This is a genomic window from Streptomyces uncialis, assembly GCF_001905345.1.
GTDB lineage: Bacteria > Actinomycetota > Actinomycetes > Streptomycetales > Streptomycetaceae > Streptomyces > Streptomyces uncialis.
Window position 1 is genome coordinate 324,167 of the sequence record NZ_LFBV01000008.1, and the last position, 26,428, is coordinate 350,594.

The 26,428-nt window shown below is 71.7% G+C and carries 27 protein-coding genes and 1 pseudogene; 11 read left to right on the forward strand and 17 right to left on the reverse strand.

What is annotated here, in order from left to right; translation table 11 throughout:
• Positions 1-249 precede the first annotated feature (249 nt).
• Positions 250-1,125, reverse strand: a complete 876-nt coding sequence (locus tag AB852_RS27965) for a menaquinone biosynthetic enzyme MqnA/MqnD family protein (RefSeq protein ID WP_073793094.1) — start codon at positions 1,123-1,125, stop codon at positions 250-252.
• 384 nt (positions 1,126-1,509) lie between these two features.
• On the opposite strand from AB852_RS27965, the gene AB852_RS27970 reads away from it, so the two are divergent.
• Positions 1,510-1,713 carry a cold-shock protein gene (locus tag AB852_RS27970; RefSeq protein WP_073792976.1) on the forward strand — a complete coding sequence of 68 codons (204 nt, stop codon included), beginning with the start codon at positions 1,510-1,512 and terminating at the stop codon, positions 1,711-1,713.
• 440 nt (positions 1,714-2,153) lie between these two features.
• The gene (locus tag AB852_RS27975; protein WP_079184970.1) at positions 2,154-2,672 is read left to right on the forward strand and encodes an RICIN domain-containing protein; all 519 of its coding nucleotides are present in this window, start codon (positions 2,154-2,156) and stop codon (positions 2,670-2,672) included.
• A gap of 87 nt (positions 2,673-2,759) precedes the next feature.
• Here AB852_RS27975 and AB852_RS27980 read toward each other — a convergent pair whose 3' ends face one another.
• Complete coding sequence (locus AB852_RS27980) at positions 2,760-3,434, reverse strand: helix-turn-helix domain-containing protein (RefSeq protein ID WP_079184971.1); 675 nt, start codon at positions 3,432-3,434, stop codon at positions 2,760-2,762.
• Between the two features lie 174 nt (positions 3,435-3,608).
• Between AB852_RS27980 and AB852_RS27985 the strand changes: the two are divergent.
• Positions 3,609-4,316: pseudogene (locus AB852_RS27985) on the forward strand (AzlC family ABC transporter permease); the annotation flags it as partial.
• Between the two features lie 137 nt (positions 4,317-4,453).
• The gene (locus AB852_RS27990; protein WP_073792978.1) at positions 4,454-4,768 is read left to right on the forward strand and encodes an AzlD domain-containing protein; all 315 of its coding nucleotides are present in this window, start codon (positions 4,454-4,456) and stop codon (positions 4,766-4,768) included.
• Positions 4,769-4,817: 49 nt separating this feature from the next.
• On the opposite strand, the gene AB852_RS27995 is transcribed toward AB852_RS27990, so the two are convergent.
• The 8 genes from AB852_RS27995 to AB852_RS28035 form a co-directional block, all read right to left on the reverse strand.
• Entirely contained in the window at positions 4,818-6,353 is a 1,536-nt protein-coding gene (locus AB852_RS27995) for an alpha/beta hydrolase (RefSeq protein WP_073793096.1), read from the reverse strand.
• A gap of 1,026 nt (positions 6,354-7,379) precedes the next feature.
• Positions 7,380-8,303 carry a TetR/AcrR family transcriptional regulator gene (locus AB852_RS28000; RefSeq protein ID WP_425444192.1) on the reverse strand — a complete coding sequence of 308 codons (924 nt, stop codon included), beginning with the start codon at positions 8,301-8,303 and terminating at the stop codon, positions 7,380-7,382.
• A 160-nt stretch (positions 8,304-8,463) separates the two neighbouring features.
• The gene (locus AB852_RS28005; protein ID WP_073792980.1) at positions 8,464-9,828 is read right to left on the reverse strand and encodes a dicarboxylate/amino acid:cation symporter; all 1,365 of its coding nucleotides are present in this window, start codon (positions 9,826-9,828) and stop codon (positions 8,464-8,466) included.
• Positions 9,829-10,814: 986 nt separating this feature from the next.
• Positions 10,815-11,123: a DUF4229 domain-containing protein gene (locus tag AB852_RS28015; protein WP_073792982.1), complete on the reverse strand. Its 309-nt coding sequence runs from the start codon at positions 11,121-11,123 to the stop codon at positions 10,815-10,817.
• Between the two features lie 111 nt (positions 11,124-11,234).
• Positions 11,235-12,398 (reverse strand): aminofutalosine synthase MqnE, encoded by a 1,164-nt coding sequence (gene mqnE, locus AB852_RS28020; protein ID WP_073792983.1) that lies wholly within the window; start codon positions 12,396-12,398, stop codon positions 11,235-11,237.
• A gap of 64 nt (positions 12,399-12,462) precedes the next feature.
• Positions 12,463-12,918: an Lrp/AsnC family transcriptional regulator gene (locus AB852_RS28025; RefSeq protein ID WP_073792984.1), complete on the reverse strand. Its 456-nt coding sequence runs from the start codon at positions 12,916-12,918 to the stop codon at positions 12,463-12,465.
• 189 nt (positions 12,919-13,107) lie between these two features.
• Positions 13,108-13,788, reverse strand: coding sequence for a UbiX family flavin prenyltransferase (locus AB852_RS28030; protein ID WP_073792985.1), 681 nt, complete (start codon positions 13,786-13,788; stop codon positions 13,108-13,110).
• A 98-nt stretch (positions 13,789-13,886) separates the two neighbouring features.
• A complete protein-coding gene (locus tag AB852_RS28035) occupies positions 13,887-14,870 on the reverse strand; it encodes a Dyp-type peroxidase (RefSeq protein ID WP_073792986.1) in 984 nt (327 codons plus the stop codon).
• 270 nt (positions 14,871-15,140) lie between these two features.
• Here AB852_RS28035 and AB852_RS28040 point away from each other — a divergent pair, with 270 nt between their 5' ends.
• The 4 genes from AB852_RS28040 (at position 15,141) to AB852_RS28055 (ending at position 18,478) form a co-directional block, all read left to right on the forward strand.
• Positions 15,141-15,734, forward strand: a complete 594-nt coding sequence (locus AB852_RS28040; protein ID WP_073793097.1) for a rhomboid family intramembrane serine protease — start codon at positions 15,141-15,143, stop codon at positions 15,732-15,734.
• Between the two features lie 167 nt (positions 15,735-15,901).
• Positions 15,902-16,774, forward strand: coding sequence for a helix-turn-helix domain-containing protein (locus AB852_RS28045; protein ID WP_073792987.1), 873 nt, complete (start codon positions 15,902-15,904; stop codon positions 16,772-16,774).
• A complete protein-coding gene (locus tag AB852_RS28050) occupies positions 16,761-16,982 on the forward strand; it encodes a DUF397 domain-containing protein (protein WP_073792988.1) in 222 nt (73 codons plus the stop codon). The genes AB852_RS28045 and AB852_RS28050 overlap by 14 nt, the downstream gene beginning before the upstream one ends.
• A 314-nt stretch (positions 16,983-17,296) precedes the next feature.
• Positions 17,297-18,478, forward strand: coding sequence for a methyltransferase domain-containing protein (locus AB852_RS28055; RefSeq protein ID WP_073792989.1), 1,182 nt, complete (start codon positions 17,297-17,299; stop codon positions 18,476-18,478).
• Between the two features lie 39 nt (positions 18,479-18,517).
• On the opposite strand, the gene AB852_RS28060 is transcribed toward AB852_RS28055, so the two are convergent.
• Complete coding sequence (locus tag AB852_RS28060) at positions 18,518-19,078, reverse strand: TetR/AcrR family transcriptional regulator (RefSeq protein WP_073792990.1); 561 nt, start codon at positions 19,076-19,078, stop codon at positions 18,518-18,520.
• A gap of 86 nt (positions 19,079-19,164) precedes the next feature.
• Between AB852_RS28060 and AB852_RS28065 the strand changes: the two genes are divergently transcribed.
• Positions 19,165-19,989, forward strand: coding sequence for an SDR family NAD(P)-dependent oxidoreductase (locus tag AB852_RS28065; RefSeq protein WP_073792991.1), 825 nt, complete (start codon positions 19,165-19,167; stop codon positions 19,987-19,989).
• Between the two features lie 235 nt (positions 19,990-20,224).
• On the opposite strand, the gene AB852_RS28070 is transcribed toward AB852_RS28065, so the two are convergent.
• The 5 genes from AB852_RS28070 to AB852_RS28090 form a co-directional block, all read right to left on the reverse strand.
• Entirely contained in the window at positions 20,225-20,854 is a 630-nt protein-coding gene (locus AB852_RS28070) for a class I SAM-dependent methyltransferase (protein WP_073792992.1), read from the reverse strand.
• Between the two features lie 87 nt (positions 20,855-20,941).
• Complete coding sequence (locus tag AB852_RS28075; RefSeq protein WP_073792993.1) at positions 20,942-21,445, reverse strand: ASCH domain-containing protein; 504 nt, start codon at positions 21,443-21,445, stop codon at positions 20,942-20,944.
• 36 nt (positions 21,446-21,481) lie between these two features.
• Entirely contained in the window at positions 21,482-22,360 is an 879-nt protein-coding gene (locus AB852_RS28080; protein WP_073792994.1) for a phosphotransferase enzyme family protein, read from the reverse strand.
• 118 nt (positions 22,361-22,478) lie between these two features.
• On the reverse strand, positions 22,479-22,793 hold the full coding sequence (locus tag AB852_RS28085; protein ID WP_073792995.1) for a 4a-hydroxytetrahydrobiopterin dehydratase: 315 nt from the start codon (positions 22,791-22,793) through the stop codon (positions 22,479-22,481).
• A gap of 20 nt (positions 22,794-22,813) precedes the next feature.
• The gene (locus AB852_RS28090) at positions 22,814-24,214 is read right to left on the reverse strand and encodes a helix-turn-helix domain-containing protein (RefSeq protein ID WP_483883363.1); all 1,401 of its coding nucleotides are present in this window, start codon (positions 24,212-24,214) and stop codon (positions 22,814-22,816) included.
• A 51-nt stretch (positions 24,215-24,265) separates the two neighbouring features.
• Here AB852_RS28090 and AB852_RS28095 point away from each other — a divergent pair, with 51 nt between their 5' ends.
• Together AB852_RS28095 and AB852_RS28100 are read left to right on the forward strand one after the other, a co-directional pair.
• A complete protein-coding gene (locus tag AB852_RS28095) occupies positions 24,266-24,772 on the forward strand; it encodes a hypothetical protein (protein WP_143201293.1) in 507 nt (168 codons plus the stop codon).
• Positions 24,773-24,783: 11 nt separating this feature from the next.
• On the forward strand, positions 24,784-25,341 hold the full coding sequence (locus AB852_RS28100) for a class I SAM-dependent methyltransferase (protein WP_073792998.1): 558 nt from the start codon (positions 24,784-24,786) through the stop codon (positions 25,339-25,341).
• A gap of 131 nt (positions 25,342-25,472) precedes the next feature.
• On the opposite strand, the gene mqnP is transcribed toward AB852_RS28100, so the two are convergent.
• Entirely contained in the window at positions 25,473-26,393 is a 921-nt protein-coding gene (gene mqnP, locus AB852_RS28105; RefSeq protein WP_073792999.1) for a menaquinone biosynthesis prenyltransferase MqnP, read from the reverse strand.
• Positions 26,394-26,428: the final 35 nt, after the last annotated feature.

The window sequence follows — 26,428 nt, forward strand, 5'->3', positions numbered from 1 at the left end:
CCATGCCGGTGACCTGCCGGGCCTTGCCGGTGACCTTGTCGGTGGCCTTGTCCGTGACGTTGTGCGTGACGTTGTGCGTGACCTTTGGAAGGCCGGGAATAGAGGCCCTCCGCCATTGCCGTCGGCGCCCGCCGATAACCGCCGCCGACGGCCGCGACGCACGGCACACGGTTCACGACACACCGCGCACGACGCGTATCGGACCGCGCACATCGGACCGCGCACATCGCACGGTCCGTACACGCGGCGTCACGGAGTCAGGAGTTCGACCTTCACATCCGGCGCGAAGCCGGTGGTCGCGCCCACCCGGCGGGCGAACTCACCGACCGCCGCCAGCTGCGGCCCGGCGAACCGGAAGTCGAGCGTACGGAAGTACCGTTCCAGCACCTCCGCGTCGAACGCCTCCCAGCGGGCCGCCTGCTCGGCCACCTTCGTGACCTCCTCCAGCGACAGATCACGCGACGCGAGGAACGCCTGGTGCACCTTGCGGACGATGTCGGGCCGCCGCTCCAGATAGTCCCGGCGCACCGCCCACACCGCGAACACGAACGGCAGTCCCGTCCACTCCTTCCACATCGCGCCCAGGTCGTGGACCTCCAGTCCGAGCCGGGGCGCGTAGTGCAGATGGGCGCGCAGGGCGGCGTCGCCGATCAGCACGGCCGCGTCGGCCTCCTGCATCATCACCCCGAGGTCCGGGGGGCAGGAGTAGTAGTCGGGCCGCACGCCGTACCGGTCGGAGAGCAGGAGCTGGGCCAGGCGCACCGAGGTCCGCGAGGTGGAACCGAGGGCGACCCGGGCCCGGTCGAGCTGGTCGAGCGGCACCTGGGAGACGATCACGCAGGACATCACCGGCCCGTCGCAGCCGACGGCGATGTCGGGCAGCGCGACCAGTTCGTCCGCGTGCTTCAGGAACTCGACGAGGGTCACCGGACCGATGTCCAGATCCCCCTCGATCAACCGCCGGCTGAGCTTCTCCGGGGTGTCCTTCGTCAGCTCCAGATCGAGGAGCGCGCCGGTCCGCGCGAGCCCCCAGTACAGGGGTACGCAGTTGAGGAACTGGATGTGTCCGACCCGGGGCCGGGTGCGGTCAGGGTCCCGTCGAGCGGCGGCGTCCGGGCCTGACAGGGGTTCCGCGGGAGAATTGTCCACATCGTGAGGCTAGCTCCCGGGGCGCCGTACGGGACGCAGTGGGGCGAGCGGGTACGGTGACGGCACCCGGGGCGTTATCCCGGAGTGTGCGCCAGGCTTATGCCGTGGCGGTTTGCCGCCGATTGGCGGCCATGTACGCCGAGTCGGCACCCCGGTTCAAACATCCCGGTGCCGTGATCTTGGCCTCTATCGCTTTCGGGCGCCCTCGTGCTAAGCTCGCCGCAAGTTGCAGTTTGGTTTCCCTTGCAGTACAAAGCCTGCGGAGCATGTGACCCGCAGGCTTTTGTCGTTTTCAGACTTTTGCAGTTGTTACAACAGCAGGTTCTGGAGCAGGGCAACCCTTTGGCCCAAGGAGGGCTTATGGCTACCGGAACCGTGAAGTGGTTCAATGCCGAAAAGGGCTTTGGATTCATCGCCCAGGAAGGCGGAGGCCCCGACGTCTTCGTCCACTACTCCGCGATCAACGCGGCTGGGTTCCGCTCCCTTGAGGAGAACCAGGCCGTGAACTTCGACGTCACGCAGGGCCCGAAGGGCCCGCAGGCGGAGAACGTCACCCCGCTGTAAATCGGGGTCCCGAGGCCACTCGGGAGCTGATCTTCGGAACGGATAGCAGTACCCAAGGAGCCCCGCTCCCCCGCAGCCTGCGGCGGGAAGCGGGGCTCCTGCCCGTTTCCGGGCGGCGCCGGGTCGGCCCGGCTCCGGTCGGCCCGGTCAGGGCGGGCCCTCCGGGGGCGGGTCCGCGGGAGCTCCCCGGGCGGGCGGTCCCCGGCGGCCTCTGGACGTATCCGTACCGCTCCGGCGTGCCCGGGGACATGCCGGGGGCGTGCGGGCGGCCCCCCGCACCGGCGCGCGGGCGCCCCGCGCCGCGCCATCACCGGCCCGCGCTTCCGCCCCGGGTCCGCCTTCGGTTTGTGCCGGGCACCGGTGTGCCAGATTCACTCCGGTAGACGTCCGTTCCGCCGGCAGGGCGGGGCGGACCGGCGTGTTTCAGCGGAAGGATCGGTATGAGGGTGCGTTCCCTGTTGTGCGGAGTTCTGGCGGCGGGAGCGCTGGTGACCGCGGTGTCGGCCCCCGTGTCGGCGGCCGAGGTCCCGCCCGGCCCCTACGAGATCCGGTCGGCCTTCGGCGGCAAGTGTCTGGACGTCGCCGAGTCCGCCCACGAGAACGACGCCCCGGTCGTCCAGTGGACGTGTCTGGGCGCCCCCAACCAGGCGTGGGAGGTGGCGGTGTCCCCGGCCGCCCCGGACATGTTCGAGATCCGCTCGGTGAACAGCGGGAAGTGCCTGGACGTACGCGGCGCCGCGCTCGCCGAGGAGGCCCAGCTGATCCAGTGGGACTGCACGGGCTCCTCCAACCAGCGCTGGCGCATGGTCCCCGGCCCCGGCGACACGTTCGCCCTCCAGGTCGAGCACAGCGGCCACTGCCTCGCCGTGCTCCGGGACGACCCGCGCGACGGGGCCCAGGCCGTCCAGTCCCACTGCTCCGGCAAGGAGCAGCAGGAGTGGCGGTTCGCGAGGGTCTGACCGACCGGCGGGCCGGGGGACCGGACCGCCGGACATGCCGGGCCGGGGCATGGGATGCCCCGGCCCTTTCGTGTTTCTCGCGGGCCGTCAGCCGTGCTGCATGACCATCACACAAGTGGTGCCGGGCTCCAGCGCCTCGCAGAGATGCGGTACATCACCCGGGTACGAGACGTAGTCGCCGGGCCCCAGCTCGACCGGCGCGTCCCGCGGGCCCGCGAGGACCCGGCCCGCGCCCACGACGAGATGTTCGACGGTGCCGGACATGTGCGGCGCCGACTCCCTGGGGGAGCCCGGCTCCACCTGGAGGAAGTAGAGATCACGGCGGACGCCCGGCGGACTGGACGACAGCAGGGTGGCGACGTAGTCCGCACGTTCGGAGGGTACGGCGGGGCCCTCCCCCGCCCGGATGACCTGCACCGTCGTCCGGACCGGCTCGACGAGACGGCTGAACGGCACGTCCAGGGCGACGCTCAGGGCCCAGAGGGTCTCGACGCTCGGGTTGCCGCTGCCCGACTCCAGCTGCGACAGCGTGGACTTGGCGATCCCGGCGCGCTTGGCCAACTCGGACAGGGACACCTCCAGCCGGGTGCGCTCCCGCCGCAGGGCCTCGGCGATGTGCGCGAGGGGGGCACGCGGGGGGCCGGGGGCGGCGGGGGCGGCGGGAGCGGGGGCGGAGGCGGAGGCAGGTGCGGCGGGGACCGGGGTGCCGGTGGGGGCGCCGGGGGGCGGGGCGTCGGCGGGCGTGGGGGTTTGCTGGGCCATGGCGCTGACGCCTCCGTCTTCCTCCACGTACCGGCCCGGGGGATTCCAAGGCGCTCGGTACTTCGGTACTTCGATGCATCGGCGTTCGGCATTCGGCGTTCGGCGTTCGGCGTTCGACAAAAAAGTCGCCCGTTCGACTTGACGAACGATACACCTCTCCCTCACGATGGGGACATGCGTTCGCTATACCGAACACTCAGCAGTGCGGGCCGAACGGGGCTCGCGACCGCCGAGCCCCGGCTCCTGCGGGACATCGCGCTGGTCTGCCTGGCCGACGGCGTGGTCGGTATGTCGTTCGGCGCGATCGCGGTGGCCGGTGGGCTGCCGCTGTGGGTGCCGGTCGCCATGTCCCTGCTGGTCTTCGCGGGCGCGGCCCAGTTCAGCGCGGTCGGCATCCTGCTCGCGGGCGGCGGCCCGGTCTCCGCCGTGGCCACGGGCCTGCTGCTCAACACCCGTACGGCGGCGTTCGGTCTGGCGGTCGCGGACGCCCTGGGCCGCTCCTGGCCGGCCCGGCTCGTCGGCGCCCATCTGGTCACGGACGAGACGGCCGCCTTCGCCCTGTCCCAGCGGAGCCCGGAGGCCAGGAAGGCCGCGTTCTGGATATCCGGCGTCGCCCTGTTCGCCGTGTGGAACGCCGGTGTCCTCATGGGCGCCCTCGCGGGCACGGCACTGGGCGACCCCGGTCGTCTCGGACTGGACGCCGCGTACCCCGCGGTACTCCTCGCCCTGGTGCTTCCCGCCCTGCGCGCGGACAGGTCAGGGGCCAGGGCGGCGACTGCCGGGGCCGCCGTCGCCCTGGCGGCTACTCCCTTGTTCCCGGCGGGCATACCGGTTCTGCTCTCCCTCACCGGGCTGCTGGCATCGCGCCGCAGAAGCGGCAAGGGCGGCACGGCCCGTCCGGAGGACCCGGGCGACGGGCGGAACGGTGACGCGGCCGGTACGGAGCGGACCGGTGCCGAAGGGGGCGGCTCCGGAGGGGGTGGCCCGGCGGTGACCGGCGTCCGTGAGGAGGGCGGCGGATGAGCGGGACCCTGGTGGCGGTGCTGGCCCTCGGGCTGGGTACCTACGCCTTCCGGCTGGTGGGCCCGGTCCTGCGTGGCCGGGTGGAGTTGTCCGAGCGGACCAGGACCCTGCTGGCGCGCGGGGCGGCGGTCCTGCTCGTGGCCCTGCTGGCGACCGGCACCCTCCTGGAGGCCGGGGCCTTCGCGGGCTGGGCCCGGCCGCTGGGGGTCGGGGCGGCGGCGGTGCTCGCGTGGCGCGGTGCGCCCTTCGCGGTGACGGTGCTCACCGCGGCCGTCGCCACCGGGGTGCTGCGGGCGTTCGGTGTCCCGTGACGGCTGGGCCCATCGGTCCCGGACCGTCCCGCGGGCCGGGGCGGACGGGTCAGCCGGTGGGGCCGTCCGGGGGCACGGGCTCGGCGGAGCAGGACTGGCCGGAGGACGGGAGGTCACCTTCGAGGAAGAAGGTGTCGACGGTCCGTTTGACGCATTTCGAGGAGACGTATCCGCCGTGCCCCTCGCCGCGGTTGTCGAGGACGACGGCGGAGTCACCGAGACGCCGGGCGGTCTCCTCGGTCCACCGGTAAGGGGTGGCCGGGTCGCCCCGGGTGCCCACGAGCAGGAACTTCGGGGTGTCGACGTCATGGACGGACCGGACGTAGTCGCTGCCCTTCGGATGGCCCGCGCACAACAGGAGCTGATCGAGCTGGGCGGGACCGAAGACGGGCGATGCCTTGAGGTAGGCGGCACGCAGACGTTCGTACGCGACCGGATCGGACAGTTGGGCGGCGGTGAGGCGGTCCGGGTCGTCGGCGCAGTTGACGGCGGTCAGCGCGACCTGCGAGTTGTCGGCGGGGACGACGTCCCGGGGGCGGAGCGACGCGACCGGCACGGGCATCGAGGTCGCCAGCAGGGGGATCGGGTCGTTGTCGTCGATGAGCGTGGTGAGGGCACGGTTCAGGGAGGGCCAGTTGGCCTGGCTGTAGAGGGTGGCGCTGAGTGCCGAGACCAGAACCTCCGCGGTGAACAGGGAGCCGTCGTAGAGGGTGATGGGGTGTTCCTCGATCCGGTGCAGCAGCCGGACGACGCTCTCCTTGGCGGTACGGGAGTTGGTGCCGAGGGCACAGTCCGACCGGCCCGCGCACCAGGTCGCGAAGTCGTCGAGCGCGGTCTGCCGGCCCTCGGCGATCACCAGCCCCTGTTCGGCGAGGGATTCGGTGAGGGTGTCGACACCGTCGAGGACCATCCGCCCCACCTTGTGCGGGAACTCCCCCGTGTACACGGCGCCGAGCCGGGTCCCGTACGAGAAGCCGAGATAGTTGAGCTTGTCGTCGCCCAGCGCGTCGCGGATGACGTCGAGATCCCGGGCGGCGTTGATCGTGCCGACATACGGGAGGACGGGGCCGGAGGCGCGCAGGCACTCGTCGTAGTACGTGTCGGCCTTCTTCAGCAGGGCCGCCGGATCGGTGCCGGTGAAAACGGGACGGGGGACGTTGCCACAGGTCACGGGTGAGCTGCGCCCCACCCCGCGCGGGTCGAAGGTGACCACGTCGTACGCGTCGGTGAGGTCGTTGAACGTCCGGCCGAACCCGGCGAGGGTGACGATGCCGGGGTCACCCGGCCCGCCGAAGTTCAGCAGTACCGAGCCCCGGGGGTGGGCGGAGGTGGACGCGATACGGGCCAGGGCGATGCTGACCGTGCCCTTGCCGGGGGCGGCGTAGTCGAGGGGGACGGTCACGTGCGCGCAGCGCATGTCCTCCGGGTTCATCGGGAGGTCGGCGCAGGGGGTCCACCTGAGGTGCTGGCTGTAGAAGGGCCGCAGGTCGGGTTGGGCGGACGAGGCGGAGGGGGAGACGGCGGGGGCCGGCGCCAGCAGGGCGGCGGTCACGGTGAGGGTGGCCGCGGCTGAGCGTACGCGCATGGTGCGCCCCTTCTGGAGAAGGTGCACTCGTTTCCACGATAGGTCGCGGGGGCGCACCCCGCCTGGTGGGTCGCCCGGGGTCGCCCCCGGTTGCGGTCCCGAGGTCTGTCCGGCTGGGCGCACTCCGTTCCTGTGCGGGTCGCCTTCGCTTGCGCTTGCGAGGTCTGTCCGGCTGGGCGTACTTCGTTCCTGTGCCGTCGCTCGTCGTTTTCGCGCAGTTCCCCGCGCCCCTTTGGGGCGCGTTCTGCCGGTCCTTCGGGTCGGTGCCGGTCGGGATTCTCCGTCCTCGATCCAACGCGCTCGGTACGACGTCCCCCTTGCCCTACTGAAGAGCATCGGAGTCTGCGGGCAGAGATTCCCGCCCACCCCCTCCCGCAGCCGGGCGACTGCACGAGGAGGGAGGTTTGAACCCCGGCCCCGATTGCTGACAGCCCGCACCCTGACGACAGCCCCAGATGGGCGCCCCCAAAGGGGCGCGGGGAACCGCGCGAAGACGAGGACAGCCCCGCACCCGAAGTGGCGACCGTAATGGGGCACCACCCAGGGGCGCGGGGAACTGCGCACCCACGGACGTACCCGCACGGCAACAGGTACGCCCAGGTGGGGAACCCCCAGGGGCGCGGGGAACTGCGCAAAAGACGAGGACCGGCCCGCACCCGAAGAGCGACCGCAAGGGAGCAGCATCCAGGGGCGCGGGGAACTGCGCACCCCACGAGCTACGGCACAGGGACAAGTACGCCAGGCACAAGGAACCCAGAGGCGCACGCGAAGGCGACCTGCGGGGAACCGCGCGAAGACGAGGACCGGCCCGCACCCGAAGAGCGACCGCAAGGGGGCACCACCCAGGGGCGCGGGGAACTGCGCACCCACCAACGACCTGTGCCGGAACAAGTACGCCCAGCACAGGCAACCTCGGAAGCGCGAGCGAAGGCGACCTGCGGGGAACTGCGCACCCCACGGGCGACCCGCACAGGGATAAGTTCGTCCAGCCGGACGGACCTCGGAAGCGCCAGCGAAGGCGGACCGTCAGGGGTGGGGGTGTGGGGGTGAAGGGGGTATCGGGGAGAGGTGGGGGGCGAGGCCCGGCCAGGTGAGGTCCATCAGGGTGGACACCGCTTCGCGGGCCGTGACGGACGGGTCACCGCCCGCCCACACCGCGAGCGACTCCGCCGCACCCACCAGCGCCTGGGCGAGCCCCACGGCCTCACGCCGTCCGAGCGCCGAGGCGCCCCCCGCGTCCCGCGCCGCCGAGACGATCAGCCGGGTGACGAGCCCGACGAGCTCCGTGCGCAGCGCCACGACCTGGTCCGCGGAGGATTCCCCTTGGGCACGGGCGTGAAGGTGGAGGACGGCCCAGCCCTCCGGGTGGCGGACGGTGTGCTGGAAGAAGGCGTGCAACCCGTCCCGCAGCTGCCGCTCCGCGGGATCACCGGCTCGTACGCCGCCTCGCACGGCGGCCAGCAGCGCACCCGCCTCCCGGCGGACGCAGGCGACGAAAAGGTCCTCCTTGGAGCGCAGATAGAGGTGGACGAGCGGCTGGGGGACCCCGGCGAGCTCCGCTATGTCGTCCATCGCGGCGGCGCGGTACCCCTGGCGGCCGAAGACCCGCACGGCGGCGTCGAGCATGTGCCGCTCGCGGACGGCCCGGGGCATCCGTCTGCCCCGCCGGTTCGGCGCGGTCGGGCCCGACGGCAGCGCGCCTCCGCCCCGGACGGGTCCGGCCTCACCGGCACGCGCCGCCGAAGCCCGGGCCCCCGTACCCGTACCTGTGGTCCCACCGGCACCGGCACCGGTGCCCACGCCCGGCCGGCCCACCGGCCCCGTACCGAGGCTCGGCCTCGTAGCCAGGCTCGGCCCCGTACCGAGGCTCGGCCCCGTACCGAGGCTCGGGCCCGTACCGAGGCTCGGGCCCGTACGGGTACCGGTGCTGTGTCCGCCTTCTCGTTCCATGCCCGCCCTCTCCCCACCGGCTTCGCGCAGCCAAGCCTACGATCTTGGTCCGTATCGTTCCCGGGCTGTACAGGTGGCCGGAAATCGCCCCCGGAAACACCGCGCGGGGCCCGCCGTGGACGGCGGGCCCCGTGTGGTGAGTGGCTGGTGGCCGGGTGGGTCAGGCGACGGCCGGGGCCGGGGTGCGGTCGGCCGGGGCGTCGGAGGAGAGGTCCTCGTCGATGGGGGACGCGGACGCCGTGGTGTACGCGTCGTGGTCCAGGATCTTCTCGCGCGCCGAGACCAGGACCGGCACGAGCGCCTGGCCCGCGACGTTCGTGGCGGTGCGGATCATGTCGACGATCGGGTCGATGGCGAGGAGCAGACCGACGCCCTCCATGGGCAGGCCCAGGGTGGACAGGGTGAGGGTCAGCATGACCGTGGCGCCCGTCAGACCGGCCGTCGCGGCGGAACCGACCACCGAGACGAACGCGATGAGCAGGTAGTCCGCGATGGTCAGGTCGACCTTGAAGATCTCGGCCACGAAGATGGCGGCGATGGCCGGGTAGATCGCGGCGCAGCCGTCCATCTTGGTCGTGGCGCCGAACGGCACCGCGAAGGACGCGTACTCCTTGGGGACGCCGAGCCGCTCGGTGACGCGCTGGGTGAGCGGCATGGTGCCGACGGAGGAGCGGGAGACGAACGCGAGCTGGATCGCGGGCCAGGCACCCTTGAAGAAGTGGACCGGGTTGACCTTCGCGACCAGCGCGAGCAGCGCCGGGTACACACCGAACAGCACGATGAGGCAGCCGATGTAGACGTCGGCGGTGAAGACCGCGTAGTCGCCGATCAGGTCCCAGCCGTAGGTGGCGATGGCGACACCGATGAGGCCGACGGTGCCGACCGGGGCCAGCCGGATGACCCACCACAGGGCCTTCTGGAGGAGTTCGAGGACGGCTTCGCTGAGGCTCAGGATCGGCTGCGCGCGCTCACCGAGCTTGAGGGCGGCGATACCGGCGACGGCGGCCATGAACACGATCTGGAGGACGTTCAGGTCGGTGAACGGCGTGATCACGTCGGTCGGGACGATACCGGTCAGGAAGTCGATCCAGGAGCCGGTGACCTTGGGCTTGCCACCGTCGTCGGCGGTGAGGCCGGTGCCGGAGCCGGGGTTGGTCACCAGGCCGATGAACAGGCCGATCGCCACCGCGATCAGCGAGGTGATCATGAACCAGAGGAGTGTGCGGGAGGCCAGCCGGGCGGCGTTGTTGACCTTCCGGAGGTTGGTGATCGACACCAGGATGGCGAAGAACACCAGCGGGCCGACGGCGAGCTTCAGCAGCCCGATGAAGATGCCGCCCACCTTCTCCAGGGTGGTCAGCAGCCACGAGACGTCGAACTCGCGGGCGACCCAGCCGAGGACGACACCGAGGACGAGACCGAGAAGTATCTGCGCCCAGAAGGGCACCTTGAGCAGCCGTGTGGCCGGGCGGGCCGGCTTCGGCTGTGTGTTCGTGGCGGGGACGGACACGTGGACACACTCCATAGGGGGGTGAACGGGGGGTGCGGGACGGATCAGGGTGCGGCGTGGCCCTGGGGCGGTACGGAGAGATCCCGGGAGCCTTCGGGGGAAGGGCGCGGGACGCGTCGTGGTGCGGGTCCTGACGGGTGGGACGGTGGTCCGGTCCGGGGGTCAGGAACGACGGCAGGCCGCGCGCGGGGGGCGGCGACAGGCCGCCGACAGACAGCGGCAGAGGTCGACATGCAGGCGCGCCACGAGCGGGACGCTCAGGGCGGTCATGGGCACGGATCCCATGACGGAGGGGCGCGCGGCTGCGGACTTCATGCCGAGCACGTTAACACTTGTACTTTGAGGCCCTCAAAGACCCGCTTTGACCCCGATGGAGGGGTCCCCGCTCTCGTTGTCATGCCCTCATGGTCCCCAACACCCCCCGGACACACACCACATGATTCAAGCCGCCCCCGCCCCGTCCACCGCCCGGAGCCCCGATCCCCCCGCCGGGACTGAGACCCACCTCACGCGGATCGCCTTCGCTCGCGCTCCCGAGCTCCGTCCGGCTGGACGCGCTTGTCCCTGTGCGGGTCGTTCGTGGGTGCGCAGTTCCCCGCGGGTCGCCTTCGCTTGCGCTTCCCAGGTCCGTCCGGCTGGACGCACTTCGTTCCTGTGCCGTCGCTCGCCGTTTTCGCGCAGTTCCCCGCGCCCCTTTGGGGCGCACCCTGTCGGTCCTTCGGGTCGGGGCAGGGCGACTGCACGAGGAGGATGGTCCGCAGACAACGGACGACAGCAAGGGGCGCCCCAAAGGGGCGCGGGGAACTGCGCAAAAGACGAGGGCCGGCACGCACCCGAAGAGCGACCGCAAGGGGGCAGCATCCAGGGGCGCGGGGAACTGCGCACCCACGAACCGCCTGTGCGGGGACAGGTACGTCCAGTACAGGAAACCTACGGGCGCGGGCGAAGGGGGCCGGGAGGGGTGGGCGGCGGTAGGACTCGGACGGCCGCCCCCGGAGGGCTCACCCTCCGGCTCGGGCACCGCCCGGGCCGGACCCCGCCTCGTCCGCCAGGTCCTCCTGGCTCGCACTGCGTCCGAACCCCGCCTTCGCCCGGTCCACCCGCGCGGCGATCTGCACGGACGCGGAGTCCCGCTGCTTGCGCAGCACCACGAAGCTGATCGGCGCGGACAGCACCATGGCCAGCAGCAGCAGCCACAGCCCGTTGGAGCTGCCGAGCCCCTGCGGCAGCAGACCCGCGTAGCTGAGCCCCCAGACCGCCGCGAAGCAGCCCGCGAAGATCCCGAGGCGCATCAGTGTGTAGCGGAGCATGTATCCCACTCTTCCGTTCCGACAATGGCCGCATATCAGTGAAGCACTCCGGCCGCGCGCGCCCTCAGCCGGGTGCGCGCCGCCGGAACACCGCTCTGTCCGGCCCGGGACTCACACCCGCATCGGCTGCGGGGACTCCCGGCGGTCCGCCTCGGGGCCGTCGAACTCGCGGATGATCTCGTACCGGGTGTTGCGCTCCACCGGCCGGAACCCGGCGTCCCGGATCAGCTCCAGCAGATCGTCACGGGTGAGCTTGCTCGGCGTACCGAAGTTGTCGGCGTCGTGCGTGATCTTGTACTCGACGACCGAGCCGTCCATGTCGTCGGCGCCGTGCTGGAGGGCGAGCTGCGCGGTCTGGACACCGTGCATGACCCAGAAGACCTTCACGTGCGGCACGTTGTCGAACAGCAGCCGGGACACCGCGAAGGTCTTCAGCGCCTCCGCGCCGGTCGCCATGGAGGTGCGCGCCTGGAGCCGGTTGCGGATCTTGCCGTCCTTCATGTCCACGAAGTCGTGCTGGTAGCGCAGCGGGATGAAGACCTGGAAGCCGCCGGTCTCGTCCTGGAGCTCCCGCAGCCGCAGCACATGGTCCACCCGGTGACGCGGCTCCTCGATATGCCCGTAGAGCATCGTCGCGGGCGTCTTCAGCCCCTTCTCATGGGCGAGCCGGTGGATTCGGGACCAGTCCTCCCAGTGGGTGCGGTGGTCCACGATGTGCTGGCGGACCTCCCAGTCGAAGATCTCCGCGCCGCCGCCGGTCAGCGATTCGAGGCCCGCGTCGATCAGCTCGTCCAGGATCTCGCTCGCGGTCAGCTTGGAGATCGTCTCGAAGTGATGGATCTCGGTGGCCGTGAACGCCTTCAGCCCGACGTTCGGCAGCGCCTCCTTGAGGGCGCGCAGCGAACGCGGGTAGTACCGCCAGGGCAGCGACGGGTGGAGGCCGTTGACGATGTGCAGCTCGGTGAGGTTCTCGCCCTCCATCGCCTTGGCCAGCTTCACGGCCTCCTCGATGCGCATCGTGTACGCGTCCTTCTCCCCCGGCTTGCGCTGGAAGGAGCAGTACGCGCAGGACGCGGTGCACACATTGGTCATGTTGAGGTGCCGGTTGACGTTGAAGTGGACCACGTCACCGTTCTTGCGGGTGCGCACCTCGTGCGCCAGCCCGCCGAGCCAGGCCAGGTCGTCGGAGGCGTACAGCGCGATGCCGTCCTCGCGGCTCAGCCGCTCCCCGGCGAAGACCTTCGCCTCCAGCTCGCGCTTCAGGCCCACGTCCATTTGCCTCTGCCTCTTCCCTGCCGTGCCTCGGTCGTCTTCCTCGCGGACGCGCTCAACCGTACGCCTAGAGCTCCTCGGGGAGGTCCCCGACCCGGTTCTCCCACTTGGTGGACAGCACGATCGTGGTGCGGGTCCGGGACACTCCCTTGGTGCCCGAGAGCCGCCGGATGGTCTTCTCCAGGCCGTCGACGTCACCGACGCGGACCTTGAGCATGAACGAGTCGTCGCCCGCGATGAACCAGCAGTCCTCGATCTCGCCGAGGTCCCGCAGCCGCTGGGCCACGTCCTCGTGGTCGGCGGCGTCCGACAGCGAGATACCGATCAGGGCGGTGACCCCGAGACCGAGCGAGGCGGAGTCGACGGTCGCCCGGTACCCCGTGATGACCCCGGCGGCCTCCAGCCGGTTGATCCGGTCGGTCACACTGGGGCCGGAGAGGCCGACGAGCCGGCCGAGTTCGGCGTACGAGGCCCTGCCGTTCTCCCGCAGGGCCTGGATGAGCTGCCTGTCCACGGCGTCCATAGATCCGAGCCTTTCATTGTTCAGCAGTGCCGCGAGTTTATGTCCAACATCAAAGGTAAGCGGGCCAGACACCCTGCGAATCCCACTGGCTGGGCGAAGTGAGGCGGCGGGACGGGGCACCGGGACGGGACGCGCGGATCGGGGGGCGCGCCCGGCGTACGCCCGGCGCCGGTCCGGCGGGCCCGGGGTTCAGGAGGTGCGCGTGCCTCCCCCGAGCTGTCCCTCCCAGCGCCGGTACAGCCCGTGCGGCACCCCGGCCGCGTCGAGGGCCCGGCCGGCGACGAAGTCCACCAGGTCCTGGATATGGGTGGCGCCCGCGTAGAACGCGGGCGACGCCGGCAGGACCACCGCGCCCGCGTCGTCCAGGGTCACCAGATGACGCAGGGTCTGGCCGTTCAGCGGGGTCTCCCGGACCGCCACGATCAGGGGGCGGCCCTCCTTGAGGGTGACGCTCGCCGTCCGCTGGAGCAGATCCTTGGACAGCCCGAGCGCGACCCCCGCGACACACGCGGTGGACGCCGGCACGATGATCATCCCCTGGGCCGGGTACGACCCCGAGGACGGCCCGGCGGCCAGATCACCGGCGGCCCAGTACCGTACGTCGTCCAGCGCGGGCGGGGGGTACGTGTCCGGCTTGCCGTCGGCGCCCCGCACGAGCCACTGGGTGAGATCCGTGCGCCAGTGGGCGTCCCGGAACGCGATCCCCGTCTCGTCGAGCAGGGTCAGCCGGGAGGCCCGTGACACCACGAGGTCGACGCTCTCGCCCGCCGCGAGCAGGGCCCGCAGCAGCGACGCGGCGTACGGCGTGCCCGACGCGCCCGAGACACCCACGATCCACGGGCGGCGCCGGTTCTTCTCAAGCTGCTCCACACCTTCGAGCCTATCCGGCGCCCGGCGACGCCGTGTGCGCGGTACGGGCCCGGGGCGCGCGGCCCCGGACCCGCCCCCACCGGCCGGGGCGCGGACGCTCAGCCGCCCGGGGAACGCTCCGGCGGGGCATCCGCCCCCGCCCCCTTCGCCGGGGGTCCCGGCGGGTCCTCCAGGAAGCCCGCGGCCGGGGCGAAGAACAGGCTCCCGGTGACCGGGGTGGAGAAGTCGAGGATGCGGTCGTGGCTGGTGGGCCCGGACCCGAGGAACATGTTCCGCAGCATCCGCTCGGTGACCTCCGGGGTCCGCGCGTACCCGATGAAGTACGTACCGAACTCCCCGCTCCCCGGGCGGCCGAAGGGCATGTTGTCGCGGAGGATCTCCCGCTCGGTGCCGTCCGGGTCGGTGATCGTGTTGAGGTCGACATGGGAACCGGGCTGATCCAGCTCCACGTTGTCGAACTTGCGCCGCCCGACGATCAGCTCCTGGGTCTCCACCGGCAGCGCGTTCCAGGCGGCCAGGTCGTGCAGATACTTCTGGGTGATCACGTACGCGCCGCCCGCGAAGTCCGGGTCCTCGTCCCCGACGACGACGGCGTCGGCCGCGGCCAGGCCCACCGGGTTCTCCGAACCGTCCACGAAACCGAGCAGATCCCGGTTGTCGTAGTAGGAGAAGCCGGGCGTCTCGTCGACGACGGTGACCGCGTCCCGCAGCCGCTCCATGATCAGCGCGGCGAGCGCGAAACACAGGTCCTGGCGGGTGGCGCGCAGATGGAACAGCAGGTCGCCCGGGGTGGCGACGGCGTGATGGCGGGGGCCCGCCAGCTCGGTGAACGGATGCAGCGCGGCGGGGCGCGGCCCGTCGAAGAGCCGGTCCCAGGCGGCGGACCCGATCCCGGCGACACAGCTCAGGCCCCCGCCCGGATACCCGAAGCCGACCGAACGCTCCAGTCCGGCGAGGTCGGCGAGCAGCTCCCGTACGGCTTCCTCGCCCCCGTCGTCGACGGTGACGACGAGGAACAGGGCGGACGCGGTCAGGGGCGACAGAACGGACTGCGTGGGTGGAACTGCTTGCGATGCAGGCACGGATGTTCCCTTCGCGAAGCGGCACGTGGCACATTCCGTACCCACCGGCGCCCCCGCTCTCCCCCGGATTCCCCGCCGGCCGCCCGGCCGGTCCCGGGGCGTGCCCCGGGGCGCCGTCCCGGCGCGGGTCCTGTCGGCGGGCGCGGACGGAGGTCGGCGCAGGTCGGCGGAACACCCGGGGGTCCTCGCGCGTTGGAGGGGCTGGGGAGCTCGCGGTGGGCGGGCGGGGTGCGGACCACGACGAACTACGACGAACACGGGGAGGCCGTCATGGCACTCGGCGCACTACGGAACAGCTCCGCGCGCGGCACCGTGTCCGCCGTGAAACTGATGGCCGTATGGGTCGCGTTCCTGTGGCTGCTGGAAGCGGTCGACACCGCGCTCGGCCACTCCCTGGACGATCACGGCATATCCCCGCGTGCGGCGGGCGAGCTGTGGGACGTCGTCCCGGCGGCGTTCCTGCACAGCGGCTGGGACCATCTCGCGTCGAACACCGTGCCGCTGCTGATCCTCGGGTTCCTCGCCGCCCTCGCCGGGCTCGGCGTCTTCGCGGGCGTGGTCCTCACGATCATCGTGACCAGCGGGCTGGGCGTCTGGCTGACCTCCCCGGAGAACACCGTCACGCTCGGCGCCTCCGGTGTCGTCTTCGGGCTCTTCGGCTATCTCGTGGTGCGCGGCTTCGTGGACCGCAGACCGTGGGATCTCGTGATCGGCGTGGTCGTCGCCGTGTTCTACGGCTCACTCCTGTGGGGCGTGCTGCCCACCGACTCCGGCGTCAGCTGGCAGGGTCATCTGTTCGGGCTCGTCGGCGGTGTCCTCGCCGCCTTCGTCTTCCGCCGCTCGCGCCCCGCCGTCACCGTCTGAACCGTCACGCTCCGAACCATCACCGTCCGCCAACCCCCGGCGCACCAGCGCGCGGAAGCATCCGCACGGCGCGCGCCGCGGTCGTCCCGGCCCGGGGTACGCCGGATGACAGGGGATCACGGGGCACGGCACACTGTCCGGCAATCGACCGGACGGAAGGGGGCCCTGTGAGTGCGCCCACGGTGCGTCGGCGCAGGCTCGGAGCGAAGTTGCGTGCCCTGCGCGGTGATCTCACCCTCGACGAGGTGGCGGAGCGGTCGAAAGGCGGGTTCATCACCTCGAAGCTGTCGCGGATAGAGACCGCCCGCAGCTCGGCGAAGGCCACCGACGTGGAAGCCCTGCTCGACCTCTACGCGACGCTCGGCCGGGACGTGACCGACGAGCTGCGCGCCGCGATGGTCACCCTCACGAAGGACAACACCCAGCGCGGCTGGTGGCACTCCTACCGGGGCGTGCTGTCCCCCGTCTACGAGGACCTGATCAGTCTGGAGGCGGAGGCGGAGTCCGTCTCGACCTGGCATCTGGGGGTGATTCCCGGGCTGCTCCAGACCGCCGAGTACTCCCGCGAGATCATCCGCGCGACCGCGATGACCGAGGCGATCGAGGCCCGGGTGGACGCGCTGGTCGAGGTACGCCTCGCCCGGCAGGCCGTCCTCACCCGCGATCAGCCGCTGGCCCTGTGGGCGATCATCTCGGAACAGGCCCTGCGCTCCGGCGTCCCGGGCAACGGCGTGATGTACGAGCAGCTCGGCAAGCTGCTCGCGATGGGCCGCCGGGCGAACGTCAACATCCAGATCCTGCGGTCCGACGCGCCCCTGCACGCGGGCCAGATGGGCTCGTTCAGCATCCTCGGCTTCGGTACGCACGCCGATCTCGACGTGGTCCACGCGGAGAGCCTGACGGCCGCCCTGTACATCGAGGAGCCGGACAAGGTGGCCATGTACCGGGACGCCGTGCAGCGGCTCACGTCCGCCGCCGAGTCGGTCGAGGCGTCCGTGGGGCTCATCGCCGAGATAAGGAAGGGCCATGAGCCATGCTGAGAACGCCGCCGCGCTCGCTGTGAGCTGGCGGAGGTCCTCGTACTCCGACAGCGGCTCGAACTGCGTGGAACTGGCGGTCCTCGCCCCCGACACCACGGCGATACGCGACAGCAAGAACCCCTTCGGCCCCGCGCTGCTGCTGAGCCGTCTGCCGACGACAGGCTTCGTCACGGCGCTGCGGGACGGCCGCCTCGGCACCACCCGGTGACCGGGTGGTGGGGGGTGACGGGGCGGTGTGACCGGGGCGGCGGCGGGCGGCCGAGGCGGGGGCGGGTGCCCGGGGCGGCGGCGGGTGACCGGGGCGGTGCGCCTTCCGCGATTCGGGCACGGTGTCGTGGGGCGTGAGGTACGCCGCGCTGAAGTGCTTCCGCGCGCCCTGTCCCGTCGGCACCGGCTTCCGTAGCGTGAATCCCCCGGGCCCAGGAATCGTGAGGGGGGACGGATCAGCACGGTTCGGTACGGAGTGGGCAGCGGCATGGGTCACCACGCACACGTCGGCGACGACCCCGATGCCGACGGCGAGTGACCGGCGACGAGTCGGAACGGCGGGCCCGCTCCGACTGGACGGCGCTGGGCCGGACACTGCGTGAACGCGGCGTCCTGACCGCCGACTGGGCGCCGTCCTTCGAAGCGGTCCCCCGGGCCGGGTTCCTGCCCGAGGTGATGTGGCCGTACGACATGGGGTCCCGGACGAGCGCCGTGTGCGACCGGAACGCCGACCCCGCGCGCTGGTACGCCGCCGCGGCCACCAACGTGCCCATCACCACCCAGTGGGACGACGGCAGGCACACCGGGACCGCCCCCGGACGGGTACCGACCTCGTCGTCGTCCATGCCCAGCGTCGTCATGGAGATGCTGGCCGCCCTCGATGTGCGCGACGGCCACCGGGTCCTGGAGATCGGTACCGGCACCGGCTGGGCCGCGGCGCTCCTCACCCACCGGCTCGGCGGGGACCGCGTCGTCACGGTGGAGGTCGACGCGACGGTGGCCGCGAGCGCCCGGGCCGCCCTCGACCGCGCGGGACGGCATCCCACGGTCCTCACCGGCGACGGCCTCCTCGGGCACCCGGACCAAGGCCCGTACGACCGGACCGTGATCACGGCGGGACTGCGCCAAGTCCCGTACGCGCTGGTGGAGCAGACCGTCCCCGGCGGGCTGATCGTGATGCCCTGGGGTTCGTCCCTCACCACCGCCGACCGCTTGGTGCGCCTCGTCGTCGCCGAGGACGGCCGCACCGCCTGCGGCCATCTCACCACCCCGGTCGAGTTCATGAAGGCACGCTCCCAGCGCGTCCAGGTCGACCAGGGCGCGTATCTGCCCGACGGGTTCCCGGGCGGCGCCACCGCGTCGTCCACCGGACTGACCGCGTCGGAAGCCGGGTTCGAGGAACCGTGGTCGCATCCGTTCCTGACGGTCGCGGGTCTCCTCGTCCCCGACTGCCTGCTGCTCCGCGACCGCCGGGGCGACACGGTGAGCGTCTGGCTCTACGGACTGACCGACCGCTCATGGGCCGCGGCCCTGCTCACCGACGGCGTCGCCCGGAGCACCGTGCACCAGAGCGACCCGCGCCACCTGTGGGACGAACTCACCGGCGCCCACCGCTGGTGGACCGGCCACGGTTCCCCGTCCGCCGAACGCTTCGGGATCACGGTGACCCCCGAGGGCGGGACCGCGTGGCTGGACGATCCGGTGCGGACGGTGTGAGGGACGGCCGCACCGGCCACGCCGTGGGACGCGGAGCGGTCAGTTCGCGGCGAGTGCCCGGAGTGCGAGTTCCACCTGGTGGTCGATCGAGCTCGGCCCGCCGTCGGGCATCAGCTGCACGATGCGGATGAGCCCGAGGAGTTGGTAGGCGATGTCCTCAGGAGTCACATCGGGGGCGAGGGTCCGGTCGGTGCGGGAGCGGTCGACGGCGTCCTGACCGATCTTGGTGAGGTGGGTGAGGCATCGCTCAAGGTCGGCGTCCGACGGTGGTCCGCCGGCCAGTACGTCGATCATCGCCTGGTTGGCGGCGAGGCCGTCGAGTGTGGCGGTGAAGAACGCGCGGAGGCCGTCCGTCGCGGACTTGCCGGCGGGCAGGGCCGCGTGCGCGAGCGCGGCGAGGTCGGTTCCGGTCACGGCCCGTACGAGGTGTTCCCGGGTGGGGAAGTGCCGGTAGAGGGTGCCGACGCCGACACCCGCCGCGGCGGCCACGGCCCGCATGTCCACGGCCATGCCGGACCGGCGGAACGCCTCGCCCGCCGCGGCCAGGATGCGTTCCTTGTTGGCGGCGGCGTCCCGCCGCTGCTTGCGGTCCTGTGGCATCCCTCCACTATAGCGATTCGGAACACCTGTTCCGGTTGCTGCTATCTTCAAACGGAACAGGTGTTCCGGTATGAGGAGGCACAGCCATGATGCGAACGATCGTGATCACAGGCGGCACCGACGGCATGGGCGCGGCCCTGGCCCGCCACTACCTCACCGCGGGCGACCGCGTCACGGTCGTCGGCCGGAGCCGCCGCAAGTTCGACGCGCTGGTCGCGGCCGTGACCGGCGAGGACCCCTCCGCGGCGGCGCGGGCCGAGTTCATCGCGGCCGACCTGTCCCTGGTCGCCGACGCACGCCGCGTGACCGGTCACCTGCGGGCGCACCATCAGCGCGTCGACGCCCTGGTGCTGGCCGCGTCGTTCATCCGGCGGCACCGGCAGGTCACGGCCGAAGGACATGAGGCGTCCTGGGCGCTGTTCTTCCTCAGCAAGTACCTGCTCGTCACCGGGCTCGCGCCGCTGCTGCGCGCGTCCGGACGGCCGGTGATCGTGAACACCGCCGTCCCTGGCGCCCGGCCCGATGCCGTGGACTTCGCGGACCTGGAGATGACACATGGGTTCACCTTGAAACGCTCCAACGCCCAGCAGCGCCGCGCCAACGAACTCCTCGGCATCCTCGCCACCGACGACAACCCGGACCTCGCCTACCTCACCTGGGGGCCGGCCCGTCTGGTGCGCACCAGCCTCGCCGGTGAGGTCGGCAGGGGCATGAGGATCACCGCCGCCGTTCTCGGCAAGCTGCTGGGCCAGCGCCCGGAAGCCGCGGTCCGGCCCGTCATCCGCGTCGTCGACGACCCGAAGCCTGGACGGGCCGCCTACCGCGGCGCCACCCCGCGCGCGCTCACCGTCGGCGCCCATGACGCGAAGGACGCCGCCCGGCTGGCCGCCGCGGTCACGGAAACCCTGTGAGCCCCGCTGTCCTGGGCAGGCCTCGGCGGTCCGTCGGGTCCTCCGATACGTCCAGACTCGCCGGATGCCCCGGCGGAGACGTGAGCCCCGAGTGTTCAGGACCCGGCCCGAACGCGGTGCGAAGTGCCACCGCCGTGTCGGGGCGTGGCCACCCGGGCGCCCCGGACTCCCCCCGCCGCAGTACGAGCGAGTGCCCGCCGGGCCGACGACGCGGCGGGCATCGCGGGACAGGGTCCTACGAACGGCGGGCCAGCAGGTGGGCGTCGAGGAAGCCCCGTTCGGAGGCGGGGTCGTGGAGCAGCTGGGCGAAGGGCACGAGCCCGGCGTCGGTCAGCAGTTGGGCGAGGCGGTCCGCCGGCCAGCTGTAGGCGGGCGTCACCTTGTGGTCGAACCGGACCGGTTCCGGTCCGTCGGTTCCGAAGAAGGAGACGAGGAGCAGGCCGCCCGGTGCCAGGACGCGTACCTGCTCGGCGAGCAGCGCCGGGAGTTCCACCGGCGGGGTATGGATCATCGAGTAGTGGGCCAGTACGCCACCGAGCGCGCCGTCCTCGATCGGCAGGGACTCCATCCGCCCCTCCTGGAAACGCAGCGCCGGATGGGCCCGCCGGGCGTGGTCGACCATGCCGGAGGAGAGGTCGAGCCCGAAGGCGTCCAGGCCCAGTTCGTGCAGCATGGCCGTCAGATGTCCGGGCCCGCACCCGACGTCCGCGACCCGCGGGTTGCCTGTCGCGCGCACCAGTTCGGCGAAGGTGCCGATCATGGCCCGGGTGAACGGCTGTGTCTCCAGCCTGTTCGCGAACAGTGATGCGTACAGCTCGACGACTCCGTCGTAGGCCGCCCCGGTCCCGTCCTGATGATTCGCCACGGGCAGGACCCTACAGCAGGTCCGACGATCGGTTTTTCGTCGGACCGGGGCGCGGTGGCGGACGTGCCGCGGAGCGGCTCCCGCATCTCAAAGTCTCACCGCGAGGGCGCACATGGAGTACTTGCGTGCGGTGCCGCCCCGCGCCCCAGGGAGGATGCCGTAGGCGATCACCTCGGTCCGCCGGGCGGGGTGTGGAGGTGGAGCCGGGTCAGCCTTCGCGGGGATCAGCTGGCAGCGGGTCGCCCCGGTCGTCAGATGGAGCGCGAAGACACCTAGGGCTTCTTTGTCGGGCGGGTAGACGGCGCGGATCACGTCACCGAGTTCTTCGGGGCTCATGGTCCCGCCCCCGATCGCCGTGGGTGATTCGGCGTCCAGCAGCGCGCTGATCGAGTCGTGGACATGGATGCGTGCGACGCGGGTGGTGAGGGAGTCGTCGCCGGAGACCATCCGGAGGGTGTCACCGACCCGCATCCTGCGGATCTTGGGGTAGCCGACCCGGATCTCGACGGTTTTGGTGCCGCTCACGATGAGGTCGAAACAGGGCTTTCGGATGATGAGTTGGTGTGCCCGGGGCCGGGTCGCGTCGTCCATGGTCTGCTTCACCTTTCTGTGTCCCAGCGCCTTTGCTCAGTACACGTCCCATCGGGCCTGTGCGCGGCCCGTTCTCAGGGTGGTCAGCCGGTGGCTGAGCTGTGCCGTCGCTGAGGGGTCGCCCCCCTCGGCACGGCGGATGAACGACGCCAGCGTGTGCAGATCCCTCATGGTGATCAGGGTGCGGAGCCCCGGCCAGTGGGAGGGGTCGTGCCCGTAGTGACGGACGAACTCCTCGATCTCCTGACGGGTGCGGCCGAATCTGGCGCCCTGGAAGGTGTTCGCCAGGTCCAGCTCCCTGGGGCCGAAGGCGGCTTCGTCCCAGTCGGCCAGCCGTACGGTGTCCCCGTCCCAGAGGGTGTTGCCGGGGTAGGCGTCGCCGTGGACGAACCCCTGGCCGAGGGGCGAGCGGAGGGCCCGGTAGTCGCTCCGGCTCTCCTCGACAGCCCTCTCCAGCCAGCGCCGGTCGTCCGGGCTGAGCGTACTGCTGGACGTCACCGCGTCGTGAAGCGAAGCGAGGGGCTGGTACGGGGACAGCTCCACGGGCGGGACGGGCAGCTCGTGCAACTGACGCAGGAGCGTGCCCAGGGCGCTCGGCGGTGGCGCCCCGGTCCGGTGCTGGGAGTAGCGCACCCACAGCGTGACGACGTACGGCCCGCATTGCACGGGCTGGGGTACATCGAGGGGTTCGACGGCGGGGAAGCCCTGACCGGTGAGCCAGCGGAGCAGGGCCACTCCACGAGCCGAGTCGGCCTCCTCGACAAGGGGCTTGACCCGGGCCACGGCGTTCGCGCCGGGGAGGAGGAAGACGGGGGTGGCGTGGCTGCGTATCACGGTGATGTCCCGCGCCGAGAGGCCGAGTTGGGAGCAGGCATCACGGACCGCGCTCTCGGGGACGGCAGGCGTGGCGGTCATCGGTCGACGTTAGCGCGGTGCTCCCGTCGAAGCTCTGACGCGACCGGCCAAGTACGGCAAGGACGCACCAAGGCCGAACACCCCGCTGCCGGGCTCGTCCCGTCCCCGATGCCGCCCGCTAACGCTCGGACCGCTCCGCGCCGTGTTCGGCGGCGAGCGCGGTGATACGGGACGCCAGAGCCGTGTCCCGCGCGGTGATCGCGCCTCCCGCGTCATGCGTGTTGAGCGTGAACGTGACCGTGCCGTAGAGGATACGGATGTCGGCGTGGTGGTCGGCCTCATCCTCGGCCGCGGCGACGGCCGCGTACAGGGCGGGCAGGGCGCTCCGGTCGGACGTGAAGGCGGCGGTGAGGCCGCTGTCCCCGGCGGTCCAGCCGGGCAGGGCACCGAGCGCCTGGTCGAGTTCGGAACTGCTCAGGGGAGACGCGGACATGTGGGTTCCTTTCGGTCGGATCAGACGGTGATCGGTCGCAGAGCCTCTTCGAACCGCCGGCCTACGGGGTCCTTCGTCCATCGCCGCATACCCTTGCGCAGCACATCCAGTTCCTTGAGGTGGCGGGCGGAACGGGTCTCGGCGGCCACCTGCGCGGAGGTGCGGGCGAGGTCGACCGCGCGTTCGGGTTCTCCGAGCGCCGCGTAGGCGGTGGCCTGACGTGCGAGGTAGACGCCGGTGTCCCGGCGTGCCGCGGGCGGCATCCCGGTGTTGATCACGCTCCAGATGTCCTGCGCTTCGCGGTGCAGCCCCATCCGCCCGTAGCAGGTCGCCCGCTGGACCTCGAAGAAGTAGGCGTTGCGGCGGGCCGCCGTTCCCCAGGGGATCTCGGGGTCGACGCCTTCCACGACGCGGGACGCGGCGTCGAGGAGGCTGTCCACTTCTGCGCGGGATCCCGGCCCCAGCAGGGAGTGGCCGTGTGCCTGCTGCTGCATCAGGTTCACCCGGATGCGATCGCTCAGGCCGTCGTGACCCAGGCCGAGTTGGCAGAGCTCGACGGCGGCACGGCCGTCGCCGAGGTCCGATCGCAGATGTGCGGCGTTGGACAGCGTGTAGGCGACCAGGTCCACGTCACCGATCATCTGGGCGTCGGTCTGGGCGATGCCGTGCCAGTACGCCGAGGTGTCCCACTGGCCCGCGTCCTGGTGCAGCCACCCGGCCAGCTCGGCGTAGGTGGCGCCGACCCGGATCAGTTCCTCCCGGACCGGACCGCCGGCGGCCCGCGCCAGACCGCTGATCAGACGGTACTGCTCGGTGACCGTGCCTATGAGATCGCGGGGACCGAGCATCATGTCGGCGGCGTAGTGGCCGTTGAGCTGCTGGTAGAAGTACGGGACGAGCTGCGGGTCGATATGGCGCGGCGTCACATCGGCGGAGTCGATCACGGCGAGAGCGGCGAGCGACCCGGTCGCGAGGAAGCTTCGGCGGTCCATCGGGTCCTCCGATACGTTCAGGCTCGCCGGATGTCCCGGCGGGGGCGTGAACCCCAAGTGTTCAGGATTCAGCCCGAACGCGGTGCGAAGTGCCGCCGCAGTGTCGGGACGTGGCCATCCGGGCGTCCCCGACTCCCACCGCCGGTACGTACGCTCGCTGACGGCGAAGTGGGGATCGTCGAGCGCCAGGCGTCCCGCCGCAGAGATGCCTTCGGCCGCCTGTTCCTGGGAGAGCCATCCGCGATCCAGGCGGGCTGCCCTCAACTTCTCGTTGACGCCCGCCACAACCGCCCCCTGAGCTCCGGCATCCACGTACACATGATGTCCAACTCCAGTCTCGTACCCATCGATACGGGTGATCAGTTCCCTCGGCCCAGTGGCCGGTGAATGGCCGGTGAGCGGCCGCTCGACTTCCTGGTCGGCGCGCATCCCGCCGCGCTTGGCTTGGCACAGCCGACAACTCCGAGTCAGGGAGATCCTGTGCCGACACCTCGTACGACTCCGTGTGACACCGACGGACCGGGCCCGCACGTCAGAGAGACGTTCAGCCCCAGCGGACCCGCCAAACTCCCGATCACCCCCGCCCAGCGTCTGCAAACCCTGCGCACCCTCTGCAACGGGGACTCCCATGAGCTGCCCGAGCGACGGGTGGCCCTGTATGTGCGCGGCGAGGCGGGGCGGGAAGGGGAGGCCGACGCGGTGTTCGCCCGGTTGCGGGGGTACGCGGAGCGGCGCGGGTGGGAGGTGGGTGCGGAGTACCAGGAGGTGGACGGGTTCTTCCCGTCGGGGTCAGCGCCCGCCTGGGAAGCCGTCCGGCTGGGGGTGGCGACCGGGTTCGTCCACGGTGTGCTGACCGTCGGCCGGGGGCACCTCGACCCGGACGACCAGGTGTACGAGGACGAGATCCGCGCGGTGTGCGAGGGAACCGGGTTCCTGGTGCTGCTGGTGCCGGAGACGGCGGCGGACACCACGCCGTACCGCCCGTGAACGGCCGTCGGATGCCCCCGTCCGCGCGGGAGTGGGACGAGTGGCACAGCGAACACACCCCGTATCCGGTGACCGAGGAGGAGGCGGACGGCTTCCTGGAGCTGACCGGGATGCGGCCGGGCGCCGTCGTGGCGGATCTCGGGTGCGGGACCGGGGAGTGGACGCGGGCGCTCGCGGCCAGGGGTGCGCGGGTGACGGGCTACGACTTCTCACCGGGCGCGTTGCGTACCGCCCGCCGGGACGGGAGCTCCGACCGGTACGTCCACTGGGACATCGACACGGGGCCGGTGCCGCGTTCCCTCGCGCCCGGGAGTGTGGACGTCGTCACGTTCCGGGACTCCCTGCATCTGCTCCAGGTGTTCCGGGTGCTGGGTGACGCGGCCCGGTTCGTCCGCCCGGGAGGCGCCGTCCACATCCGGGAGAACCCGGCCGCCGGTACGACCGACCCCCGGTTCCCGGGACGCCTCACCGAAGGGCGCCTCAGCGGCATCCGCACGCTGAACCGCTGGCCGCACACCTTCTCCCGGTGCGCGGGGACCACGGTCCTCGTCCTGCGCCGCCCTGGCTGACCCCGGCCCCGGCCCACACGGACAGCCCGAGGTCGGACCGCCGGGCCCCAGGCGCCCGAGGTCGGACCGCCGGACACCGGACCGCCCCGGCACCACACACCCCCGGGCGCCCGGCCGACGCCCGTCCCAGGTCAGACCGACAGGCCCCGTACCGCCAGGTCCGCCAGCGCGCAGACGAACAACGCGATGCCGATGAAGCCGTTCACCGTGAAGAACGCCCGGTTCAGCCGGGACAGGTCGTGCGGGCGGACCACCCGGTGCTCGTACACGAACGCGACGGCGACGATCAGCAGGCCCAGCCACAGGAGGACCCCCGCGTCGGTGGCCACCGCGTACCAGACGAGCAGGGCCATCGTCACCGCGTGGCACACCCGCGCCCCGTACAGGGCCGCCGGGATGCCGTAGCGGGCCGGGAAGGACAGCACGCCGTGCGCCCGGTCCGCCTGGACGTCCTGGCACGCGAAGATCAGGTCGAAGCCGCCGATCCAGATCCCGACCGCGAGACCGAGGATCACCGCGTCCCCGGACCAAGTGCCGGTGACCGCGAGCCACGCGCCGACCGGGCCCATCGCCTGCGCGAACGCCAGGATCGCGTGCGGGAAGTTCGTGAACCGCTTCCCGTACGGGTAGACCACCATCGGGACGACCGCGACGGGCGCGAGCATCAGGCACAGCGGGTTGAGCAGGGCCGCCGCGCCCAGGAAGACGGCGAGGGCCACGGCCGCGCCGGTCCACGCGGAACGCACGCTCACCGCGCCGGTCACGATCTCGCGGTTCGCGGTGCGCGGGTTACGGGCGTCGATCTCCCGGTCGATGATCCGGTTGCACGCCATCGCGAAGGTCCGCAGGCCCACCATCGCGACGGTGACGAGCAGCAGGGTGCCCCACCGGACGCCGCCGCCGTCCTGGAACATCGCGGTCAGCGCGGCGATGTACGCGAACGGCAGCGCGAAGACCGAGTGCTCGATCATCACCAGCCGCAGGAACGACCGGGTCCGGCTCGCCGGGCGGGCCGGACCCGGCCCGCCGACGACGCTCTCGGTGGCCGGCATCAGCGTTCCCCCGCCGTACCGCGCCGCGCCCGTAC

What these genes read in the sequence shown, in the direction of transcription:
- AB852_RS27970 (WP_073792976.1), top strand. Translation starts at nt 1,510, where the DNA reads ATGGCTACCGGAACCGTGAAGTGGTTCAATGCCGAAAAGGGCTTTGGA.
- AB852_RS27975 (WP_079184970.1), top strand. Translation starts at nt 2,154, where the DNA reads ATGAGGGTGCGTTCCCTGTTGTGCGGAGTTCTGGCGGCGGGAGCGCTG.
- AB852_RS27980 (WP_079184971.1), bottom strand. Translation starts at nt 3,434, where the DNA reads ATGGCCCAGCAAACCCCCACGCCCGCCGACGCCCCGCCCCCCGGCGCC.
- AB852_RS27990 (WP_073792978.1), top strand. Translation starts at nt 4,454, where the DNA reads ATGAGCGGGACCCTGGTGGCGGTGCTGGCCCTCGGGCTGGGTACCTAC.
- AB852_RS27995 (WP_073793096.1), bottom strand. Translation starts at nt 6,353, where the DNA reads ATGCGCGTACGCTCAGCCGCGGCCACCCTCACCGTGACCGCCGCCCTG.
- AB852_RS28000 (WP_425444192.1), bottom strand. Translation starts at nt 8,303, where the DNA reads ATGGAACGAGAAGGCGGACACAGCACCGGTACCCGTACGGGCCCGAGC.
- AB852_RS28005 (WP_073792980.1), bottom strand. Translation starts at nt 9,828, where the DNA reads ATGGAGTGTGTCCACGTGTCCGTCCCCGCCACGAACACACAGCCGAAG.
- AB852_RS28015 (WP_073792982.1), bottom strand. Translation starts at nt 11,123, where the DNA reads ATGCTCCGCTACACACTGATGCGCCTCGGGATCTTCGCGGGCTGCTTC.
- mqnE (WP_073792983.1), bottom strand. Translation starts at nt 12,398, where the DNA reads ATGGACGTGGGCCTGAAGCGCGAGCTGGAGGCGAAGGTCTTCGCCGGG.
- AB852_RS28025 (WP_073792984.1), bottom strand. Translation starts at nt 12,918, where the DNA reads ATGGACGCCGTGGACAGGCAGCTCATCCAGGCCCTGCGGGAGAACGGC.
- AB852_RS28040 (WP_073793097.1), top strand. Translation starts at nt 15,141, where the DNA reads ATGGCACTCGGCGCACTACGGAACAGCTCCGCGCGCGGCACCGTGTCC.
- AB852_RS28050 (WP_073792988.1), top strand. Translation starts at nt 16,761, where the DNA reads ATGAGCCATGCTGAGAACGCCGCCGCGCTCGCTGTGAGCTGGCGGAGG.
- AB852_RS28060 (WP_073792990.1), bottom strand. Translation starts at nt 19,078, where the DNA reads ATGCCACAGGACCGCAAGCAGCGGCGGGACGCCGCCGCCAACAAGGAA.
- AB852_RS28065 (WP_073792991.1), top strand. Translation starts at nt 19,165, where the DNA reads ATGATGCGAACGATCGTGATCACAGGCGGCACCGACGGCATGGGCGCG.
- AB852_RS28075 (WP_073792993.1), bottom strand. Translation starts at nt 21,445, where the DNA reads ATGGACGACGCGACCCGGCCCCGGGCACACCAACTCATCATCCGAAAG.
- AB852_RS28080 (WP_073792994.1), bottom strand. Translation starts at nt 22,360, where the DNA reads ATGACCGCCACGCCTGCCGTCCCCGAGAGCGCGGTCCGTGATGCCTGC.
- AB852_RS28085 (WP_073792995.1), bottom strand. Translation starts at nt 22,793, where the DNA reads ATGTCCGCGTCTCCCCTGAGCAGTTCCGAACTCGACCAGGCGCTCGGT.
- AB852_RS28090 (WP_483883363.1), bottom strand. Translation starts at nt 24,214, where the DNA reads ATGCGCGCCGACCAGGAAGTCGAGCGGCCGCTCACCGGCCATTCACCG.
- AB852_RS28100 (WP_073792998.1), top strand. Translation starts at nt 24,784, where the DNA reads ATGCCCCCGTCCGCGCGGGAGTGGGACGAGTGGCACAGCGAACACACC.
- mqnP (WP_073792999.1), bottom strand. Translation starts at nt 26,393, where the DNA reads ATGCCGGCCACCGAGAGCGTCGTCGGCGGGCCGGGTCCGGCCCGCCCG.